Here is a 19,859-nt window from a genome sequence, read left to right on the forward strand (position 1 = left end):
TCAGGGCTCGATCAGGCCCGCCCTGATGGCATAGCGGGTGAGTTCGAGGCGGTCGCGGAGACCGAGCTTGTGCAGCAGGTTCGCTCTGTGCCGCTGGACGGTCTTGACGCTGATGACCAGCATCCCGGCGATCTCCTTGGAGGAGTGGCCTTCCGCGACGAGTTTGAGCACTTCCTCCTCGCGGTGGGTCAGGAGCCGGTCCGGGCCTTCATCGCCGTTGCGGGCGCGCTCCAGGAAGTTGCGGATGAGAGCCGTGACCGCGCCGGGGTACACGAACGGCTCGCCGCGCATGGCCGCCCGGCACGCGGCGACCAGGTCGCGGTCGGCGACGGACTTCAGGACGTAGCCGGACGCTCCGGCCTTCAGGGCCTGGAAGAAGTACTGCTCGTTGTCGTACATCGTGAGCATCAGAATGCGCAGTCCCGGTCTGAGCGAGGCCAGTTCACGGGCCGCCTGCAGTCCCGTCAGGCGGGGCATGGCGATGTCGAGGACGGCGAGGTCGATCTCCTGCGCGCGGGCCGCCGCGACCGCTTCCGCGCCGTCGCCCGCCTCGGCGACGACCTGCAGGTCCGGTTCGCCGTCGAGGATGAGCCGCACACCGCGCCGTACCAGTGCGTGGTCGTCGGCCAGCAGGATGCGGATCCTGGACTGGGACTGGGACTGGGACTGGGACTGCGGCTGCGACTGGGACTGGGGGGCCGAGGCCGGGCCGGAGGCGGGCCGGGGATCGGGGGGCGGCTGCGACCTGGGGGTCATGTCGTGCATCGTCATCATCGGTCCTTCTCGGTAGTGGGCACGGACAGCAGGACCCGGGTGCCGGGGTACGGAGCGGCTTCCGGGCACGTCCCAGATGCCGGGCCCGCCGCAGGGTCCGGTTCGGTACGGGGACCGGGCTCGACATCCAGCGTCCCGCCGACGAGCAGCGCACGTTCCCGCATCCCGCGGATACCGGCGCCCTCGTGGGAGAGCCCGACGCCCCGGCCGTCGTCGCTGACGCACAGCACCACGGCGTCCCCGTCCCGGCTCAGGCTCACCTGTACCCGGTCGGCTCCGGCATGGCGGGCGACGTTGGTCAGCCCCTCCTGGGCCACGCGGTAGAGCACCAGCTCCGCCTGCGGGCCCAGCGGCGGCAGCTCCGACTCGAAGCAGCGCTGCACCCGCAGACCGGTGTGAGTGGCGAAGTCCGTCGTCAGCGAGGTCAGTGCGCTGACCAGCCCCAGGTCCTCCAGCACGCCGGGCCGCAGCCTGCGGGCGAGCCGGCGGACCTCGTCGAGGCTCCCCCGGGTGATCTCCTGTGCCTGCCGCAGCTCGCCCCGCAGGGGTTCCGCGGCATGGTCGGCGGCGCGTTTCAGCTCCAGCAGGACGGCGGTCATGCTCTGCCCCACCTCGTCGTGGAGCTCCTGCGCGATGCGCTGCCGTTCCGCCTCCTGAGCGGACAGCGCGCGTGCGCCGGCGACGGCACGTTCGGCCTCCAGACGGTCGAGCATCGCGTTGAACGTCCGGATCAGCTCGGAGACCTCGCCGTGCCCTCCGACCGGCAGCCGCTGGCCGGGCCTCAGCAGGTCGACCTCGGTCATGAGCCGCGTGAGCCGGTCCAGCGGGGACAGCCCGACCCGCAGCAGCGCTGCGTTGGCGACGAGCATCACGGCGAGCCCCCCGACGAGGATGGCCGCCTCAGTGAGCAGGACGGGCACGGACACGGTCACCGGCGCCCACAGAAGCAGCGCCGTCGCCATGCCGAGCACGAGGGCGTTGAGAGCGAAGATCCGCCAGAACAGGGACACCGCGCGTGGAGCCTCCTCTACTCGTGCCGTCCGCTACCACTATGTGCCACTGCCGCCGCGGGGAGGCACCGGGGTTGCGAGGCGCCCGGGGTCCGTGCCCGGCAGGTGCGGCAGGACCTGCGGCACTCTCGGGCCCGTACATCCTCGGACCCCCCGGAAATGGGTACTGGGACCGATGGTGTGCACCGGGCAGACCGGCCAGTGTGGGAGATACCACGTCGCAATGGTGCGACGGGACAGGTCGGGCTGCCGTCCCTCGGGGCGGCCGCTTCCTGAAAGGAAATGGCATCAGATGTCGCTCGCCCTCTCACGCCCCGAGCCGCGCCCGGAACGCCTCACGGCACACGAAGCCCGTCAGCGGCTGGAGCACGAACGCAACTCGCGGCTGACGCAGCTCAACGCGATCGAAGAAGCCGAGCACGGCACCTCGGACCATTTCGTGACGGCGCAGAAGGACTCCGTCCGGCGCGTCCTGGAAGAGATCGACGCTGCGTTCGCCCGTATCGCCGACGGCAGCTACGGCACCTGCACGGACTGCGCCAGGCCGATTCCGCCGGAACGTCTGGAGATCCTTCCGCACGCGCGCTGCTGCGTGGCCTGCCAGCGCCGCACCGCCTGACAGAAGGCACGTCCGCGTGTCCGTGTCCCGCTCCGCCGAGGGGTGAAGTACGTGAACGACCAGGTCGTCCGCAACGACGATGCCGGCCTGTCCGGAGGGGACCTCGCCGCGCTCCGCGAAAACCTGGAGGACCAGCGCCGCTTCCGCCGGGAGCAGCTCCAGCAGATCGCCGAGGCGGCCAAGTCCCGGCACGAAGGGGAGCACCGTCCCGGGCGGAACGAGCGCCAGCACCCGCGCGGCCGGCAGGACCGTCACGGGCAGCGGGACCACGAGGGCGGCGCCCGCGAGGACGGCGACCGTGAAGCGCATTCGGCGTCCGTGACCGAGGTCAGCGTCAAACTGGCCGCTTCCGCACGGATGGTGCTCGCCGACGTGGAGGCGGCGCTGGAACGGATGGCCCACGGCCAGTACGGCTCGTGCCACCGCTGCACCGGCCCCATATCCCTGGACCGTCTGACGATCGTGCCGCAGGCCCGCTACTGCGCCCGCTGCCACCGAGTCAGGGAGACCAGGCCATGACAGCGCTCCGCCCCTCACCCGGAAGCTCCGCACGCCACAGGAACTTCCCGTCCCGCCAACTCGCGGGCCTCGCCATCGACTTGGGCCATGCCCGTACGCGTGCCTGGGCACCCGGCCGGGGGCTGGTCCTCGACACGCGGACAGTGACCTTCCCCGGCCCCGGCTCGCGTGGCGGCCCCAGCGTGTCCTACCCGCTGCAGCGCGGCGCCTTCGTCGACCCCGAGGGCGCGGCCCGGATGCTGGACCGGCTGCTGGGGCGCCGCGTCCCCCTCCTCTCCGGCCTCGTGATCGCCCTGACGACGCCCGTCCTGGGCGGGATCGCCTACCGGGAGGCGGCGCGCACGGCGCTGCAAGTGCTGCGTCCCCGTACCGTCCTGACCATTCCGACGGCCAGGGCCATCGCACTCGGTGTGGACGCCGAGCCGTCCCGTCCCCTGCTCATCGTGGACGTCGGCGCCCGTCTCACCGAGGTGTTCCTGCTCGCGGACGGCGCGGTCGCCGACGCGCACCGCACCCCCCTGGGCACCGACGACCTCGGCCACGTTCCACACCGCGAGCTGACCGACTTCGTCGTGGCCGTGGTGGGCGACATGCTGCGGCGGGACCCCTCGTCGCAGACACTCGACGCGCTGCACGACGGTGTGCTGGTGGCGGGCGGAGGCGCCCTGCGCCCCGAGATCGTCCGCGACCTGTGCAGGCAGCTGCGCGTGCCCGTACGGCCCGCCCCCGCGCCGCACACCGCCGCGGTGCGCGGCGCGGCGAAGTATCTGCAGACGGTGCGCGCGCAGCCGCCGGAGGCAGAGGCACCGCCAGGCTGAGGCCGCTGGAGGCGGCCGCCGGGCCGCCTCCGGTGGAGCGTCCGGACCCCGGTGCCCGGCTCCGGACGCCCGAACCCCGCTGCTCGAACCCCGTCCGGTGCCCGCGAACCGGGCGGGTCCGCCGTGCTGCTCCCGCCGTATCACCGGCCCCCGGAGTTCGGTCCACTTCCCGAAGACCCGAAACGGAGAGACCTCATGAGGGACGAGATCCCGCTTGCCCAGCCACCGCCCGAACCGCGCCCCGACAAGCTGTGGCGCTGGCGCGTCAACCCCCTGCGCCGTCCCCTCGACGTGCTGCAGGCATGGATCGGCGTGATCGTCGCGGCGTCCGTGCTCGCCGCGGCCCCCGCCGCCATGACGCTGGTGGGCCACGCCGTGAACCGCTCACTGCGCACGGCCGCCGACGAGCAGGTGCACTCGCGCCACCGCGCCACGGCCGAGGTCCTGCACGACGTGCCGCAGCATCCCGAACCGGGTTCGGACGAGGCCGATCACGCCCGCTATCCGGCCGACGTCCGCTACACCGACGCGACCGGCCGGACGCGCACCGCCAGGACCGACGTACCGCCCGGCCTGCCCGCCGGAGGCACCGTCCAGGTCTGGGTCGACGGCAAGGGAGCCGTCACCGACCCGCCCATGTCCGCCGGTGAGATCCGCGGCCTGACCACCGGGTGGATCGCGGCCACGGGCGCGGCCGTGACGGTCACCGGGATCACCGTCTACGCCGCGGCCGGGTACGCCCTGGAACGGCGGAACCTCGCGGAATGGGAAAGGGAATGGGCCGAGACCGCGCCACGCTGGACCAGATCCACGTGACCGTCCCGGCCCCTGTCCCCAGCCGGCTTCACGCCCGGCCTCACACGCGACGCCAGCGGGCCAGCGCGAACGAGAACAGCCCGTAGAGGGCCACGCCCACGGCGACCGCCACGAGCAGCCACGGGCCCGCGGGGGTGTCCGCGAAGGACCTCAACGCGCCGTCCATTCCCTTGGCTTCGTCCGCGTCGGACGACCACGCCGCCTCCATCGCGAAGATCCCGAGGGCTACGAGGACGGCACCGCGCGACACACCGCCCGTCACGCCCAGCACGTCGATCCACTTGCGGCTGCGGCGCGGGACGGACGACATCCTCAACTGGTCGTGGAACTTCCGCCGCGACGCCTGCACGGCACCCCAGCCACCCGCCGCGACGACGGCCAGCCCGACGGCGCCCACGAGGAACTGCCCGGCGGGCACCGCAAGAGCGCGCGCGGTGATGTCCGCGGACTTCGCGTCGCTGGAGCCGCTGCCCTGCGCCCCGGTCGCGTAGGAGATCACCGAGTAGGCGAGCACCGCGTACAGCACGCAGAAGCCCGCGGCCAGCAGCCGCTTGCTCGTCTTGTGCCCGCCCTTCTCCGCCGCGCCGAACAGCGCCTCGGACAACCGCCACACCGCCAGCCCCGCCAGGCCGATCCCCACTGCCCACACGAGAAGCTGCCCGAAGGGCTGCGCCGCCAGCTGCCGCAGGGCGCCGCTCTGATCGGCCTGCTCACCGCCGTCGCTGCCACCGAAGGCGATACGGAGAGCCAGCAGCCCGACGAGGATGAACAGCACGCCCTGCGCGACCATGCCCACTCGCGCGACGGACTCGACGACCGTGCTGCGCGCTGCCCGGCGGGCGTTCCTCCGCCCTCTGCCTCTCCAGATGGCCAGTGATGCGTTCACGGATACCGCCTCCCCTTGATCGCGCCGAAGCCGCACCCCGGCGCACCTTGCAGGTCAGCGGTTGCCCCGGAACGGACGAGGGAAACGAAAGAGCCGGACTACCGGCCGGCGGTGGCACCCGGGACGAGACGCGCGAACGACGCGGCGGGGAAGGTCAGATGCGCCTGCCGGGGTCGTTCGGGTCCCGCACGGCCACGGCGCCCACAACGTCGCCGGCCGTCCTCGTCATCGCGCCTCGTGCTCACCCTCGTGGCTCACCCTCGTGCTCGTGCTCGAAATCGTCCAGGACGTTCGCCAGGCTCCGTCGAGCCCCCTCGGTGTGCGCCGAATCGGGAGCCGCCAGGGTGATCAGGGCTTTCCACAGCGTCCAGCCGCGTCCTCGTGCCCAGGTGGCTCCGTCGACGCCGAGCACGTCGCGGAACGCCCGGCGGCTCTCCCCGTGCAGCAGCGTCCAGGCGATGGTCGTGTCGCAGGACGGGTCTCCGACGCCCGAGCAGCCGAAGTCGAGGACGGCGGAGAGCCGCCCGTCCCGTACGAGGAGGTTCCCCACCGCGACGTCGCCGTGGAACCAGACGGGCCGGCCGAGCCATGTGGCCTCGAGTGCCTCCTCCCAGACGGCGGTTGCCGTCTCCACCGGGATACGGTCGCGCAGTGCGGCGAGCGCCCGCCGCGTCTCCTCGTCGTACGTCCTCAGGGACGCCCCCCGAAAGGCGCTGTGCTCCCCGGCCAGTGGTCCGTCCGCCGTGTCGGCACGCTGCAGGGAGGAGAGGAAGCGGGCCAGGTCGGTGGCGAACCCGGTGAGGTCTTCGATGTGTCCGTTCGCCGCGGTGTCGCCCTCCAGCCACCGCATCACCGACCAGTTGAAGGGGTACCCCGCGCCGGGCCGTCCCTGGGCCACCGGAACGGGTACGGGAAGCGGCAGTTGCGGCGCGAGCACCGGCAGCCACCGCTGCTCCTTCTCCACTTGGGCGGCATAGCCGACGGCGCTCGGCAGCCTGACCGCCAAGCTGTCGCCGAGATGGAACGTGCGGTTGTCGTGTCCGTCGAACTGGACTGCCCGGACCGGCAGTCGGGCCCACTGCGGGAACTGCTCCGCCACCAGGCGCCGTACGAGCCCGGCGTCGATCGCCGGAACGGCAGGTTCTCCGGGCGGAGCATCTTGGCCTGAGCGACGCACGTCGTTGTCCATCCCGAAAGAATCGCCGCCGTACAGGCCGCGGACAATCCGATTTCCGACGCGCGCTCACGGGAGCCCGGCGCGGCCCCGACCCGGCCTCGACGGCCCGCCTCGCATCAGCGTCAGATCCTCACCCCACGAGGCGAGCACCGGCTCGTGGCCGGCGGCGCGAGCACGGGGCTCCAGCTCGACGAACAACTGCCGTGCGCTGCACGCGACTTCACCGGAAAGCATCCCGCCGAGCAGCCCCAGGAGGTGATCGTGGCGTCCCTGCGGCCAGTCGAGCGGGTGACGGCGCAGCTCCCAGCCGAGGTACTTGTTGTACGGCCGCACTCGCCCCTCCAGCGCGAACACGTAGCCCAGGTAGAAGGGAACGCTCTCGGCAGCGTCCAGCCGTGCGGCGAGCGCGTCGCCGTCGCGGTCGTTCTTCAGGCAGCGGTAGAGACTGTTGAGGAAGGCGTCGAGGAGGACGGGGGCGCTTTCGGCCGCCTCCTCCTCCGTCAACCGGCCCTTCCGGCGCAGGAGTCGGCCGACCAGCCCGTCGCGGGAGTCCTTCAGCAGCTCGGCGTGGACGAACGCGTAGCGGTTCCATTCGGTACCGGAACCCGGCAGGGCATGTGTCCGGAACTCCCGCAGCGGCATCACCGTCACGTCCAGACGGGCGTCACGCCGCCGCAGTGGTGCGTACGCCTCCTCCGCTGCATCCTCGACGACCACCAGGACGTCGTAGTCCGAGAGTTCGGTGGCCATGCCCTCACGCGCCCGGGAACCGCTGAGCACGGCCCCGAGCACGCCGTCCTCCCGTTCCAGCCGGGCGCGCAGTTCCCCGAATTCGTCCTCCGGCGTCATCGTCGGCCCGCCTCCGTCAGAAGTAGCCCGTCCCGCCGTCGAGGAGTTCTCTGACGGCGTCCGCGTGACCGGCGTGCCGGGCGGTCTCCTCGATCATGTGCAGCAGCATCCAGCGCAGGTTCACCTGGGAGGCGTTGAACTCCGGGTGCCTGCCCGTCTCGTCGAGGGAGAGGCCGGAGACGATCTCGTCCGAGACCGCGCACTGCCGCTCGTACTCCCGCAGAAGCTGCGCGAGCGGTGTCCCGTCCACCATCATGTCGGCGTCCTCGGGCCCGTCGTCGAAGTGCGGTCCCTCGGCGGGCCGCCCGAGGAGCAGCACCTCGAACCAGCAGTGCTCGACCCAGCGCATGTGGGACACGAGCCCGGCCATCGTCATGTTCGGGGACGACGGCAGCACAGCGCGGTGAGCCGCGGCCTCCTCCAGCCCCTCGCACTTCCAGTGGATGACCGCACGCTGCATGTCGAGCCAGCCCAGCAGCTGCGTCCGCTCGTCTGCCGTACCTGGAGGCCGTACGCGGGGAGGGGTCATGGCCGGGACGCTAGCCCAGCCGTCTGCACCACTGCACCGCAATTTCCGTGCGTTCCCCGTGCGCCCCACGGCCCCGAGCCTCCGACCCGGCGGCCCGGCGGTCCGGCACGCCACATGGTGCATGCCGCTTGCTTGCCGCTCGCCGCAGCAGCACCCCCACTCGGACAGACGGTCACCGCCACGTTGACATGCAAGTATTTGCTTGCATTATTGAGGGGTGAGTACCGACAGCGGCGAGATGGACAAGGTCTTCAAAGCGCTGGCCGACCGGACCCGGCGACTCCTGCTGGACCGGTTGCACGAGAACAACGGCCGGACGCTGAACGAGTTGTGCGAGCACCAGGAGATGTCACGCCAGGCCACGACGCAGCATCTGGCGGTGCTCGAGGCAGCGAACCTGGTCAGCACGGTGAGGCGCGGCCGGGAGAAGCTCCACTACCTCAATCCCGTCCCCCTCCACCGCGTCCAGGAGCGGTGGATCGACAAGTTCGAGCATCCCCGCCTCCGTGCGCTCAGCCACCTGAAACAACGAGCGGAGAACGCCATGACCGACAAACCTTCCTTCGTGTACGTCATCTACATCGAGAGCACCCCGCAGAAGGTGTGGGACGCCCTCACCGACGCCGAGGCCACCGCCGCCTACTGGGGACACAGCAACGTCTCCGACTGGCGTCCCGGGTCCTCCTGGGAGCACCGCCGCACGGACGGGTCCTCGATCGCCGACGTCGTCGGCACCGTCGTGGAGAGCGACCCGCCGAACCGCCTGGTCACCACCTGGGCCGAACCCGGGGCCGGATCCACCGCGGAATCGTCCCGCGTCACCTTCGACATCCGGCCGTACGAGCAGATCGTCAGGCTCACCGTCACGCACGAGGACCTCCGGAACGACGCCGAGCGGGCCGAGGCCGCGCAGGGCTGGGCCGCGGTGCTGTCCAACCTGAAGACGTACCTGGAAACGGGCAGCCCCCTGTCACGCGAGCCGTGGAAGGTCCCGAGCCGGTGAGGACGGAGCCGTGCAGGGCGATCCCCTGCCCGCGGTCTTGCCTTGGAGCGGACTCCAGTTCCTAACGTGTGCCCTGTCCGGACCACCCGCCGCCCCGGGCCGACCGCCGGCGGGGCCCGGCCGACGGGAGAGGACTCCATGCGCTACACACTGTTCGGCAGGACCGGCCTCCGCGTGAGCGAACTGGGCCTGGGTGCCATGACGTTCGGGGACGGCTCGGGCGGCAACGCCGACAAGAGCACGAGCGGCCGGATGCTCGACGCCTACGCCGACGCCGGCGGCAACTTCGTCGACACCGCGAACAACTACGCGGGCGGCGTCTCCGAGACCGTCCTCGGAGAGCTGCTCGAAGGCCGGCGCGACGACTTCGTCCTCGCCACGAAGTACACGTGCGCGCCCCGTCCGGGTGACGTCAACAGGTACGGGAACCACCGCAAGAACCTCGTCCAGTCCGTCGAGGCGAGCCTCGCCCGGCTGCGCACCGACCGCGTGGACGTGCTGTGGGTGCACGCGCGGGACAACTTCACCCCGGTCGAGGAGGTCATGCGGGCTCTCGACGATCTGGTGCGCTCCGGAAAGGTCCTCTACACCGGGGTGTCCGACTGGCCGGCCTGGGAGATCGCGCAGGCCTCCACCCTCGCAGAGCTGCGGGGCTGGACGTCCTTCGCCGGCTCGCAGTTCCGGTACAGCCTCCTGGAACGCACACCGGAGCGTGAACTGCTGCCGCAGGCCCGCGCGTTCGACCAGGCCGTGCTGGCGTGGAGCCCGCTCGCCGGAGGCAGGCTCACAGGGAAGTACCGCCACGGCGGCACCGGCAGGCTGACGGACGAGCAGGCTGCCGACGGTGCCGGCTCACGCGAGGAGGAGATCGTCACCGCCGTCCTGGAGACCGCCGGGCAAGGGGGCTGGAGCCCTTCGCAGGTGGCGCTGGCGTGGCTGCGGCAGCGCCCGGGGAACGTCGTGCCCATCATCGGCGCCACCCGGGAGGAGCAGCTCGCCGACAACCTCGGTTGCCTCGACGTGACCCTCGACGCCGACGCCCTCGCGCGTCTCGACGAGGTCAGCGCGGTGCCGCTCGGCTTCCCGCACGACTTCCTGACGGATGACGGGGTCAAGGCCGTCGTCTACGGAGAGGAGTGGCGCTCCGTCGAGGACCGGCGCTCGGCCTCGCGGCGCACCACGGACGGACCCGGCTGAGGCGCAGCGCAGGCCCCCGTCCGCCTCAGCCCTCAGCAACCTCAGCCCTCGAAGGGATGGAAGTCCTCGTACTCCCCCAGCGCCTCGTCGCGCTCCGCCTCGCGGTCGCGGCGGCGCTGGGCGGCAGGCCGCGGCGCCTCCATGCGGTGGTCCTCACCGCGGCGGCCCAGCATCTCCGCCCCCGCGGCCATGGTGGGCTCCCAGTCGAAGACGACCGCGTCGTCCTCGCCGCCGATGGCGACCCCGTCGCCCTCACGCGCCCCGGCCTTCATCAACTCGTCCTCGACGCCCAGGCGGTTGAGCCTGTCGGCCAGGTAACCCACTGCCTCGTCGTTGTTGAAGTCGGTCTGCCGCACCCAGCGTTCGGGCTTCTCGCCCCGTACGCGGTAGAGGCCGTCGGCCTCCCGTGTGACGGTGAAGCCTGCGTCGTCCACGGCCCTGGGACGGATCACGACACGCGTCGACTCCGTCTCGGGACGGGCCGCACGCGCCTCGCTCACCGACTTGGCGAGGGCGTAGGACAGCTCCTTGAGACCCTGCCGTGAGACGGCCGAGACCTCGAAGACCGGGAATCCGCGGGCCTCCAGATCCGGCCGGATGATGTCGGCGAGGTCCTGGCCGTCGGGGATGTCGACCTTGTTGAGGACGACGACGCGGGGACGGTCGTCCAGACCGCCGTACTGCGTCAGCTCCGACTCGATCGTGTCCAGGTCGCTCACCGGGTCGCGCTGCGACTCGAGCGTCGCGCAGTCCAGCACGTGCACGAGGACGGAGCAGCGCTCCACGTGCCGCAAGAAATCCAGCCCCAGGCCCTTGCCCTGGCTCGCGCCGGGGATCAGCCCCGGGACGTCCGCGATGGTGTAGACGGTCGAACCGGCCGTCACCACACCCAGGTTGGGGACGAGCGTGGTGAACGGATAGTCGGCGATCTTCGGCTTCGCGGCGGAGAGCACCGAGATGAGCGACGACTTCCCCGCCGAGGGGTAGCCGACGAGGGCGACGTCCGCGACGGTCTTCAGCTCCAGCACGATGTCGCGCGCCTCACCCGGCTCGCCCAGCAGCGCGAACCCGGGGGCCTTGCGCCGCGGAGAGGCGAGCGCCGCGTTGCCCAGGCCGCCGCGACCGCCCTGCCCGGCCACGAAGACGGTGCCCTTGCCGACCATGTCGGCCAGCACCTCGCCGTCGCGGCCGAGGACGACCGTTCCGTCCGGCACGGGCAGGACGAGGTCCTTGCCGTCGGCTCCGGACCGGTGCCCGCCCTCGCCGGGCCTGCCGTTGGTGGCCTTGCGGTGCGGGCTGTGGTGGTAGTCGAGCAGCGTCGTCACGTCCGGGTCGACGACGAGGACGACGTCTCCGCCGCGTCCACCGTTCCCCCCGTCGGGGCCGCCCAGCGGCTTGAACTTCTCCCGGTGCACGGAGGCACAGCCGTGGCCCCCGTTACCCGCGGCGACGTACAGCTCGACGCGGTCCACGAAGGTGGTCATGCGAGGTGCCTCCAGGCGGCGTGACGATGGAAATGCTTCTGCTTCGCTGCGTGCGCCCGCAGGGGGCGCCTACGCAGCGAGGGCGGACCCGTCCCGTACGTACGCCCGATGCGTACGCGAGGGAGCGGCGGTCCGCCCTCGATGACTATGCGCGATGTGACGCGGTGGACGGCGCCCTGCCGGGCCGATCACTCAACCGTGTTCAGCGACCCGGCGCAGCGCCTCCCGGCGGTGGTTACTCGCCCGCCGGGACGATGTTCACGACGCGACGGCCGCGGCGGGTGCCGAACTGCACCGCACCGGCGTCGAGAGCGAACAGCGTGTCGTCGCCGCCACGGCCGACGCCCGCGCCCGGGTGGAAGTGGGTGCCGCGCTGACGGACCAGGATCTCACCGGCGTTGACGAGCTGACCGCCGAAGCGCTTCACGCCGAGGTACTGGGCATTGGAGTCGCGACCGTTCCGGGTGGACGATGCGCCCTTCTTGTGTGCCATCTCTGCTCAGTCCTTACTTCTTCTTCGCCGGGGTCGGAATGTCGGTGATCTTCAGCGCGGTGTGCAGCTGACGGTGGCCGATCCGCTTCTTGTAGCCGGTCTTGTTCTTGTACTTCTGGATGCGGATCTTGTCGCCCTTGTGGTGGTCGACGACCTCGGCCGCGACCTTCACGCCGTCCAGCACCCACGGGTCGCTCGTGACCGTGTCGCCGTCCACAACGAGCAGGGTCGAGAGCTCGACGCTGTCGCCGGCCTTGCTCTCGCTGATGCGGTCTACCTCGATGACGTCGCCCACAGCCACACGCTGCTGACGGCCGCCGGTGCGCACGATTGCGTACACGCGGAACTCTCTCTCGCTCGCTACGGGACTCCTGACGCCAGCCGCCCGGCGCGGTACGGACACGGGCACAGGCCCGGCATCCGAACCCACGATCTGATCCGAATGGATTGAGCGGCCTCTCCCGGGCGCCAGCCGCGGGAGGGAGTTGCTCAGGAGCGCGGCGCATCCCGATGACACGCCGGCGGTCAAGATTACGGGGCGCCGCACACGCTGGTCAAACCAGGTCCGGGGGCGGCCGGGCCCGTGACGACCGGCCGGTGCACCCGGGGGGCCGGCCTCCGCCACAGGACGGACGGCGAAGTCCCCGGCCCTTCGAAGGGCCGGGGACTCCCCGGTACTACTCCGCTCCGCGGCCGCGCCGGTCTGCCGGGTCAGCCTTCGGACGCGGCTTCGCCCTGCCCCTGCGTGGCGGACGGCCCCTGTGCGGCGGACTGCCCCTCCGTGCCGGACGGCTCCCCGGCGGACGCCGAGACGGAGGAGGGCGCGTCCTGCTCGGCAGCGGCCGTCCTCTTCGCAGCGGACGACTTCCGCGTCGAAGCGGCCTTCTTCGCCGTCTTCTTCGCGGCCGTCTTCTTCGCCGGGGCCTTCTTCGCGGCCGCCTTCTTCACCGGCGCGTCCGCGCCGTCGGGAGTCTGCGTGCCGCCGGAAGCGCCCTCGTCCTCCGCGGACTCCGGGGAACCCGCCGGGGCCGACACGCTCCGCGTGGCACGGCGCCGCGGACGCACCGGGGCGGGCTCCGAGACGACCTTCGCCACCGACTCGTCCACAGGCTGCGTGCCGGACGCGGCCTCCGACGCGCGGAGCACGATGGCTCCCGCCTCGTCGGACACCGGCGGTGAACCCGCCGGGGCCGAGGCCTTGCGGCTGGCCCTGCGGCGCGAACGGACCGGAGCGGGCTCCGAGACGACCTTCGCCGTCTGCTCAGTCTCGGCAGACGCGGCAGTCGCGGATGCGTCCGCCACAGCTGCGGCCTGCGCACCGGAATCCGGCTGCGCGGACTGCTCATCGGCCTTCGCGGCGACGACGGTCACGGTGCCCTCGTCCGAGGCAGGCGGCGAACCCGCCGGAGCGGACGCCTTGCGGCTCGCCCGGCGACGCGTACGCGCGGCGGGGGCTGCGGTCCCGGAAGCGGCTTCGCCGGTGGACGCCGGCGAAGCCTCCGCGTCGGAGCGGGCCGTGGTCTTCAGGCCGCCCGCGCCGGTCCCCTCAGCGGCGGCGTCCCCGCCACCAGCTCCGGAACCGGTCCGCGAGCGGCCTCGGCCGTTTCCCGGGTCGGCGGCCCCCTTCGGGGTGCTCTCGTCCGACGACGGTGACTGCTCCGCCGCGTCTCCCGCGCGACTGCCCTCGGGCTGCTTCCGGTCGGGCTCTCTCTTGTCGGCGGCCGCCGCCTCGCCGGCCTTCGCCTGCGCGGCCTCCTGCTTGGCGGCGCTGTCCTGCGGTGCTCCCTGCGGGGCACTCGCCTTGCGGCTGCCCCGGCGCCGGGACCGTCCGCCCCGGCCTCCGGCGGACGCCTCGGCCTCGCTGACGGAGCTGTACAGATCGTCGTCGGGCGTGAACTCCACCGGCGCCGACGCCGCTGCCTTCTGCTCCTTCGCCGCCGCACGGCCGCCGCCCTGCGACGTGTCGCCGCCCTGCTCGGGCTCGTTCAGCGGTACGGGGTGCGGCTGCGCCGGAGCCTGGGACTGCTGGCCGCCGTTCCCCTTTCCGCCCTTCTTCTTGCCCTTCTTGCCGCCCTGCGCGGAAGGCTGCTCCATGTGCACGAGCACGCCGCGCCCGTTGCAGTGCACGCACTGCTCGGAGAAGGACTCCAGCAGCCCCTGCCCGACCCGCTTGCGCGTCATCTGCACCAGACCGAGCGACGTCACCTCGGCGACCTGATGCTTCGTACGGTCTCTCCCGAGGCACTCCAGCAGGCGCCGCAGCACCAGGTCCCGGTTGGACTCCAGCACCATGTCGATGAAGTCGATCACGATGATGCCGCCGAGGTCCCTCAGCCGGAGCTGGCGCACGATCTCCTCGGCCGCCTCCAGGTTGTTCCTGGTGACCGTCTCCTCCAGGTTGCCGCCCTGGCCGGTGAACTTGCCGGTGTTGACGTCGACGACGATCATCGCCTCGGTCCGGTCGATGACGAGCGAACCGCCGCTCGGCAGCCACACCTTGCGGTCCAGCGCCTTCATCAGCTGCTCGTCGATGCGGTACGTGGCGAAGACGTCGACGTCCGAGGACCACTTCTTCAGCCGCTCCGACAGGTCCGGCGCGACATGCGAGACGTAGCCGTGGATCGTCTCCCACGCCTCGTCGCCGCTGACGATGACCTTCGAGAAGTCCTCGTTGAAGATGTCGCGCACGACCCGCACGGTCATGTCCGGCTCGCCGTACAGCAGCGTCGGGGCGTTGCCCTTCTGCGCCTTGCGCTGGATGTCCTCCCACTGCGCCTGCAGGCGCTCGACGTCGCGGCGCAGCTCGTCCTCGCTGGCGCCCTCGGCGGCCGTGCGCACGATGACGCCGGCGTCCTCCGGGACGACCTTCTTCAGGATCTGCTTCAGCCGCGACCGCTCGGTGTCGGGCAGCTTGCGGCTGATACCCGTCATCGACCCCTCGGGGACGTACACCAGGTAGCGGCCGGGCAGCGAGACCTGGCTGGTCAGGCGGGCGCCCTTGTGGCCCATCGGGTCCTTGGTGACCTGCACCAGCACCGACTGGCCGGACTTGAGGGCGGTCTCGATCCGGCGCGGGCCGTTGGCCATGCCCAGCGCCTCGAAGTTGACCTCACCGGCGTAGAGGACGGCGTTGCGGCCCTTGCCGATGTCGACGAAGGCGGCCTCCATGGACGGCAGGACGTTCTGCACCTTGCCCAGGTAGACGTTGCCGACGTACGACGTCGCCTGCTCCTTGTTCACGAAGTGCTCGACCAGCACGTCGTCCTCGAGGACGGCGATCTGCGTACGCTCGCCGCTCTGCCGGACGATCATCTCCCGCTTGACGGCCTCACGCCGCGCCAGGAACTCGGCCTCGGTGATGATCGGCACCCGGCGACGGCCCTGCTCGCGGCCCTCCCGGCGGCGCTGCTTCTTGGCCTCGAGGCGCGTCGATCCCTTGATCGCCTGCACCTCGTCGACGGGCTCGTCCTTCTTGCGGCGGGGCTCGCGGATCTTGACGACCGTGCGCTCCGGGTCGTCTCCGCCGGCGTCGCTCGCGGACTCGCCCGAGTCGCCACCGCGGCGGCGGCGACGGCGGCGACGGCGGGAGCTGCTGGTGGAACCCGCGCCGGAACCGCCCTCGTCCTCGTCGCCGTCCTCGGCGGAGCCGGCCGAGCCCTCGGCCTCGTCTCCCTCGCCGTCGGTGCCGTCGTCGGCGGAGCGCCCGCCGCGGGAGCGGCCCTGGCCGCCCCGGCCCTCCTCGCCCTCCTCGGGCGATTCGTCCTGGCCGGCGTCGCCGCTGTCACCGCGGCGACGGCGGCGGCCGCCCCTGCGGCGACGGCGCGCGGGACGCTCGTCCTGCCCCTCGGCGAGCTCGTCGTCTCCGTCCTGGGACTCCTCGCCGGCCTCGGCGGAGTCCTCTTCCTGCTCGGCCCTGTCGCGACGGCCGTCGCCCTTGCCCTCCTGGCCGCTGCCGGAGGAGTCCCCACGGCGGCGGCGGGACCGGCGGCGCGGACCCTCGGCCTGCGGGGTCTCCTCCTCTTCCGCGGTCTCGTCGAACTCGTCCTCGTCCTCGTCCTCGGCGGCGCCCGCCGCGGCCTCCGCGGCCGCGGTCTGCGGGGTCTGGAACGCGGGCTCGGTGAAGACCGGCGCCTGGAAGACGGCGACCGGCGCCACGGCCGGCTTGCCGGCCCGCGCGGGCTCGTCGGCGTTCCCGTACCGGGAGTCGTCGTGGACGGCGGGCGGCGCGGTGAAGGAGGCGCTCTTGCGAGTCGCGCGGCGCCGGGTACGGCCGCCGTTCTCCTCTCCGGCGCTCTCGCCCCCGGACTTCTCCGCGGAGGCGGCGCCGCCCTCGGGGGACGCCGCACCTCCCACGGGTGCGGCGGCCGTCGCGTCGTCCGTGGCCTTCGAGGACGCGCGCGTCCTGCGGGCCCGCCGGGGTGCTTCGCCGGAGTCCGCGGACTTCCCGGCCGCGCTGTCGCTCCCCTGCTCGCCGGACGCGCTTCCGCCGTCCGTGCTCGCGCCGTCCGTGCTCGCGCCGTCCGTGCTCTCGGGCTCGCTCGCGGACGGCGAGCTCGTCTTCCTGGTGGTCCGCCGCCTCGTACGGGAAGCAGATCCGGCGCCCGCCTCGGTGGCGGTGCTCTCGTCCGTCTCGCCCTCGGCGCGGGCCGGCTCCGCGGCTGCCGTTTCGTCCGCCGCGGCGGTCTCCGCCGCCACGGGCGCGCCCGCGGGCGCGCTGGCCCGGCGGGTGCGGCGGCGCGGAGCGGCCGGTGCCGCAGGCTCCGCGGCGGTCCCCGATCCGGCGTCCGCGGCAGCGTCCGCCTCGGCCGGCCGCGCCGCCTGAGGTGCGACGACCTGCTCCGCGGCTGCCGTTTCGTCCACGCTCGGTGTTCCCGCGGGGGCGCTGGCCCTGCGGGTGGCACGGCGCCTGCGCGGGGCGGGCGGCGCGCTCTCCACGCGGCTCTCGTTGCCGGCGGCGGCGCTCGCCGCGGCCGGGGCGTCGGCCACGGCGTCCGCGGCACCTGCCGGGGCCGTCGTCCCTGCCGTGGTGGTCACCTCGGGAGCGGCCGACGGCTCAGGGGGGCCCGCGGGGCGGGTCGCCGCGCGGCGGCGCCGCGGCGGAAGGGTGTCGCTGGGCGATGCGGAGCCCTGCCCGGGAGTCTGCGCTGCGGCGTCTCCCGTCCCAGGAGTCCGAAGCGGTTCCGCCGGCTGCGGGGACTGCCCCGCGTTCTCCTCGGCTGCGCTTTCGTTGTTCGGTTCGAGCATGCGGGCGGTTCTCCCGTCACGCTCCCGGGCGCCGCGCCTCTTCTTGTCCGGTCACGGCCCACACCACCGGGCGGGGCCGCGCTCCGGGGCGCGGGCGCCACACGGGAGCTGTTGTCTCAACGCCGGTCCCGGGCCCTGCCTGCGGCCCGGCTCCGGCGAAAGTCTGCTGGTCGGTGCGCCTGCCTGCCGTCACGCGGACCCGGGTGGCTCCCTGGTGCCTGCGTCAGCGGTGGCGCTTTCAACGGTGATCCTCCAGGCCCCTGGCCTACGCGCTGCCGCCCGGCGCCGTCGCAACGAGGGGTGCGTCGCGGTCGGGCGCCAACGGGTCGGTCACCGTGCCGGTCTCCTCATCGAGCGGCCCCTGCGCCAGCCTGGTCACCGCTGCCGGGACCGGCGGCGCCAGGTCGGCCGTAGCTCGGAGGCCGGACAGGACGTCGTCGGGTCGTACAGCAGGTGTCAGGTGCCGTACCACCAAGCGCAGTATCGCACAGGGTTCGCCGCGCGGACCATCGGCCCCTTCGCCGACCGGTGCTTCCGCTGAGGTCAGCGAGGTGACGGCGGCCCGGGCGTCGAAGGTGCGGATGCCCTTCTTCGTACGCCGCTCGACCTCGACCGACTCCGCCGCGAGGAACTTCCCGACGGCGTCGGACGCCTCTCCGGGCTCCACTCCGGGGAGCCGGAGCTCCCATTCGGAAGCCTCCAGGCGGTCGGTGAAGTCGGAGGTGCGCACCTCCACGGCGTCGACGATGTCGAGACCGGTCGGCATGCACGTGTCCAGCATGGAGCGCAGCTCCTGCGGCTCACGGCGCTCGGTGAGGGCGATCTCCAGATATTCGGCCTCGCTGCCCGTGCCGGTGGGTGCGGCATTGGCGTAGGAGACCTTCGGGTGCGGTGTGAACCCGGCGGAGTACGCCATGGGCACGTCCGCTCGGCGCAGCGCACGCTCGAACGCGCGCTGGAAGTCTCTATGGCTGGTGAACCGGAGGCGGCCGCGCTTGGTGTAACGCAGGCGCACGCGCTGCACGGCGAGTGCGGGCGGCGGGCCTTCGGGCTGTCGCTTGCCCAGTGGTTCTCTCCTCGGTACCTGGTGCGGGGCGGCAGCGCGTGGGAGACGGCCGCCCTTCGCATGTACGGATGTCAAGCGTCTTCAAAGGGTGCGGAAGTCCGCATCGTCACGCTGTCGGGCCGGTGTCTTCGGCGCCGACGCACGCCCGTGCGGTGATCCTGCGCCCCAGGGTACGCGCCCGTTGCCGGGCAGGGGCTGCCGCTCCGGCCCGGACGGCGCACCGAACAGGGCCCTGCGCAGTTCGGCCCGGGTCTGCCGTACGGAGTCCCGCGCGGCGGCGAACGCCGCCCGCACACTGCGGCCGGCTTCGCGCAAGGTCCGCGCGACCGGCCGCCACACGTGGTCGCGGAGGCCGCGCCCGAGGGGGCGGACGGCGTTCCGCCACACCCACACGACCGGGTCCACGACGAGGAAGCGGAGCACCGCGCCGATGAACCGGAACACCGCCCGCGAGATCCGTCCTGCCACGCGCCACGCATGGCCGAGGGCGTCCGCGACCTCTCTCGCGGCGACGGCGGCCGCCCGGCCCACCGGCGCGAGGATCCAGCGGTACACGAAGCCGCAGGGCGCGAGGACCGCGTACCGCCAGAGCCACGCCAGCGCGGCCCCCACCGCGCGGACGGCCGCGACCACGCCGTGCCCCAACGGGGTCAGCACCCAGCGGTACAGGAAGACCGCCGGGACGACGACGAGCAGCCCCACCAGCCATACGGCCGCCGCCCAGAGCGCCTTGCCGGGTACGAGCAGCGCGTACCGGCCCAGCCACGCGAGCCCCCAGCCCGCGCCCCGCAGAGCGGCGAGCATCCCGTGCCCGACGGGTGTCAGCACCTGCCGGTAGAGCCAGGTGGCCGGGATGACGAGAAGCGTCCGTCCGAGCCAGGCCAGCGCGGCGCCGATCGCCCGCGCCGCGGCCGCGATCCCGCTGCCCGCGAGCGCCGCGAGCCACGCGGCGCCGCGGCCGACGGGGGCGAGGACGTAGTGCCACAGCGCTGTCCACGGCCAGACGAAGACCGCGTGGAGCACCGGCGCGAGGACGGCGTCCCACACCCGGCCCGTCGCGCGGGCGAACGGCACCCACAGGGTGCGCTTCAACGCCCGCCCGCACACCGCCAGGGCGTCCCACAGCATCCGTACGGGGAGGACGAGCAGCAGCGTCACGATCCGCACCGGGACGCGGACGACGACCGCCACGCAGCCCTCCGGCGACGGGGGGCCGGAAGCGGCGGGACCGGCGGCAGGAGCGCCGCCGGAGGCGGGGCCGAGAGCGGGGCCCCCGGCGGCAGGGTCCTTGGCCAGGGAGACCGGCAGGCGTTCCGGGGCGTCGCTCATGCCTGGCAGGACGCGCGGCCGCCTCCCGCCGGTTCGCCGGGTTGAG

The 19,859-nt window shown here is 72.8% G+C and carries 18 protein-coding genes; 6 read left to right on the plus strand and 12 right to left on the minus strand.

Going from position 1 to position 19,859, the window contains the following annotated elements:
- Positions 1 to 771 carry a response regulator gene (locus H181DRAFT_RS07115; protein WP_254666738.1) on the minus strand — a complete coding sequence of 257 codons (771 nt, stop codon included), beginning with the start codon at positions 769 to 771 and terminating at the stop codon, positions 1 to 3.
- Positions 771 to 1,784 (minus strand): HAMP domain-containing sensor histidine kinase, encoded by a 1,014-nt coding sequence (locus H181DRAFT_RS07120; protein WP_074467749.1) that lies wholly within the window; start codon positions 1,782 to 1,784, stop codon positions 771 to 773. Before H181DRAFT_RS07120 ends, H181DRAFT_RS07115 begins: the two co-directional genes overlap by 1 nt.
- A gap of 292 nt (positions 1,785 to 2,076) precedes the next feature.
- Here H181DRAFT_RS07120 and H181DRAFT_RS07125 point away from each other — a divergent pair, with 292 nt between their 5' ends.
- From H181DRAFT_RS07125 to H181DRAFT_RS07140, 4 genes are all read left to right on the plus strand, one after another.
- On the plus strand, positions 2,077 to 2,403 hold the full coding sequence (locus H181DRAFT_RS07125; protein WP_045863353.1) for a TraR/DksA C4-type zinc finger protein: 327 nt from the start codon (positions 2,077 to 2,079) through the stop codon (positions 2,401 to 2,403).
- A gap of 51 nt (positions 2,404 to 2,454) precedes the next feature.
- A complete protein-coding gene (locus tag H181DRAFT_RS29815) occupies positions 2,455 to 2,922 on the plus strand; it encodes a TraR/DksA family transcriptional regulator (RefSeq protein WP_045863544.1) in 468 nt (155 codons plus the stop codon).
- Positions 2,919 to 3,740: a rod shape-determining protein gene (locus tag H181DRAFT_RS07135; protein ID WP_045863354.1), complete on the plus strand. Its 822-nt coding sequence runs from the start codon at positions 2,919 to 2,921 to the stop codon at positions 3,738 to 3,740. Before H181DRAFT_RS29815 ends, H181DRAFT_RS07135 begins: the two co-directional genes overlap by 4 nt.
- A gap of 195 nt (positions 3,741 to 3,935) precedes the next feature.
- A complete protein-coding gene (locus H181DRAFT_RS07140; RefSeq protein ID WP_045863355.1) occupies positions 3,936 to 4,556 on the plus strand; it encodes an Rv1733c family protein in 621 nt (206 codons plus the stop codon).
- Between the two features lie 40 nt (positions 4,557 to 4,596).
- Here H181DRAFT_RS07140 and H181DRAFT_RS07145 read toward each other — a convergent pair whose 3' ends face one another.
- The 4 genes from H181DRAFT_RS07145 to H181DRAFT_RS07160 form a co-directional block, all read right to left on the minus strand.
- Complete coding sequence (locus H181DRAFT_RS07145) at positions 4,597 to 5,442, minus strand: DUF1206 domain-containing protein (RefSeq protein WP_074467750.1); 846 nt, start codon at positions 5,440 to 5,442, stop codon at positions 4,597 to 4,599.
- A gap of 241 nt (positions 5,443 to 5,683) precedes the next feature.
- Positions 5,684 to 6,631 (minus strand): aminoglycoside phosphotransferase family protein, encoded by a 948-nt coding sequence (locus H181DRAFT_RS07150; protein ID WP_078895549.1) that lies wholly within the window; start codon positions 6,629 to 6,631, stop codon positions 5,684 to 5,686.
- 54 nt (positions 6,632 to 6,685) lie between these two features.
- Positions 6,686 to 7,468, minus strand: coding sequence for a nucleotidyltransferase domain-containing protein (locus H181DRAFT_RS07155; protein WP_045863356.1), 783 nt, complete (start codon positions 7,466 to 7,468; stop codon positions 6,686 to 6,688).
- A 16-nt stretch (positions 7,469 to 7,484) separates the two neighbouring features.
- Positions 7,485 to 7,997, minus strand: a complete 513-nt coding sequence (locus H181DRAFT_RS07160; RefSeq protein WP_045863357.1) for a DinB family protein — start codon at positions 7,995 to 7,997, stop codon at positions 7,485 to 7,487.
- A 238-nt stretch (positions 7,998 to 8,235) separates the two neighbouring features.
- Between H181DRAFT_RS07160 and H181DRAFT_RS07165 the strand changes: the two genes are divergently transcribed.
- Complete coding sequence (locus H181DRAFT_RS07165) at positions 8,236 to 9,000, plus strand: ArsR/SmtB family transcription factor (RefSeq protein WP_045863547.1); 765 nt, start codon at positions 8,236 to 8,238, stop codon at positions 8,998 to 9,000.
- 138 nt (positions 9,001 to 9,138) lie between these two features.
- A complete protein-coding gene (locus H181DRAFT_RS07170; protein WP_045863358.1) occupies positions 9,139 to 10,197 on the plus strand; it encodes an aldo/keto reductase in 1,059 nt (352 codons plus the stop codon).
- Positions 10,198 to 10,238: 41 nt separating this feature from the next.
- On the opposite strand, the gene obgE is transcribed toward H181DRAFT_RS07170, so the two are convergent.
- The 6 genes from obgE to H181DRAFT_RS07200 all read right to left on the minus strand — a co-directional run bounded on the left by obgE (position 10,239) and on the right by H181DRAFT_RS07200 (position 19,813).
- Positions 10,239 to 11,681 carry a GTPase ObgE gene (gene obgE / locus H181DRAFT_RS07175; RefSeq protein WP_045863359.1) on the minus strand — a complete coding sequence of 481 codons (1,443 nt, stop codon included), beginning with the start codon at positions 11,679 to 11,681 and terminating at the stop codon, positions 10,239 to 10,241.
- A 235-nt stretch (positions 11,682 to 11,916) separates the two neighbouring features.
- Positions 11,917 to 12,174: a 50S ribosomal protein L27 gene (gene rpmA, locus H181DRAFT_RS07180; protein ID WP_045863360.1), complete on the minus strand. Its 258-nt coding sequence runs from the start codon at positions 12,172 to 12,174 to the stop codon at positions 11,917 to 11,919.
- Positions 12,175 to 12,187: 13 nt separating this feature from the next.
- Positions 12,188 to 12,514 carry a 50S ribosomal protein L21 gene (gene rplU / locus H181DRAFT_RS07185; protein WP_045863361.1) on the minus strand — a complete coding sequence of 109 codons (327 nt, stop codon included), beginning with the start codon at positions 12,512 to 12,514 and terminating at the stop codon, positions 12,188 to 12,190.
- 371 nt (positions 12,515 to 12,885) lie between these two features.
- Positions 12,886 to 17,208 carry a ribonuclease E/G gene (locus H181DRAFT_RS07190; protein WP_074467751.1) on the minus strand — a complete coding sequence of 1,441 codons (4,323 nt, stop codon included), beginning with the start codon at positions 17,206 to 17,208 and terminating at the stop codon, positions 12,886 to 12,888.
- 475 nt (positions 17,209 to 17,683) lie between these two features.
- Positions 17,684 to 18,442, minus strand: a complete 759-nt coding sequence (locus H181DRAFT_RS07195; protein WP_045863362.1) for a TIGR03936 family radical SAM-associated protein — start codon at positions 18,440 to 18,442, stop codon at positions 17,684 to 17,686.
- Positions 18,443 to 18,565: 123 nt separating this feature from the next.
- Positions 18,566 to 19,813: a hypothetical protein gene (locus H181DRAFT_RS07200; protein ID WP_052708484.1), complete on the minus strand. Its 1,248-nt coding sequence runs from the start codon at positions 19,811 to 19,813 to the stop codon at positions 18,566 to 18,568.
- Between the last annotated feature and the right edge of the window lie 46 nt (positions 19,814 to 19,859).

Source organism: Streptomyces sp. WMMB 714 (assembly GCF_900090125.1).
In the GTDB taxonomy this organism is placed as follows: domain Bacteria; phylum Actinomycetota; class Actinomycetes; order Streptomycetales; family Streptomycetaceae; genus Streptomyces; species Streptomyces daqingensis.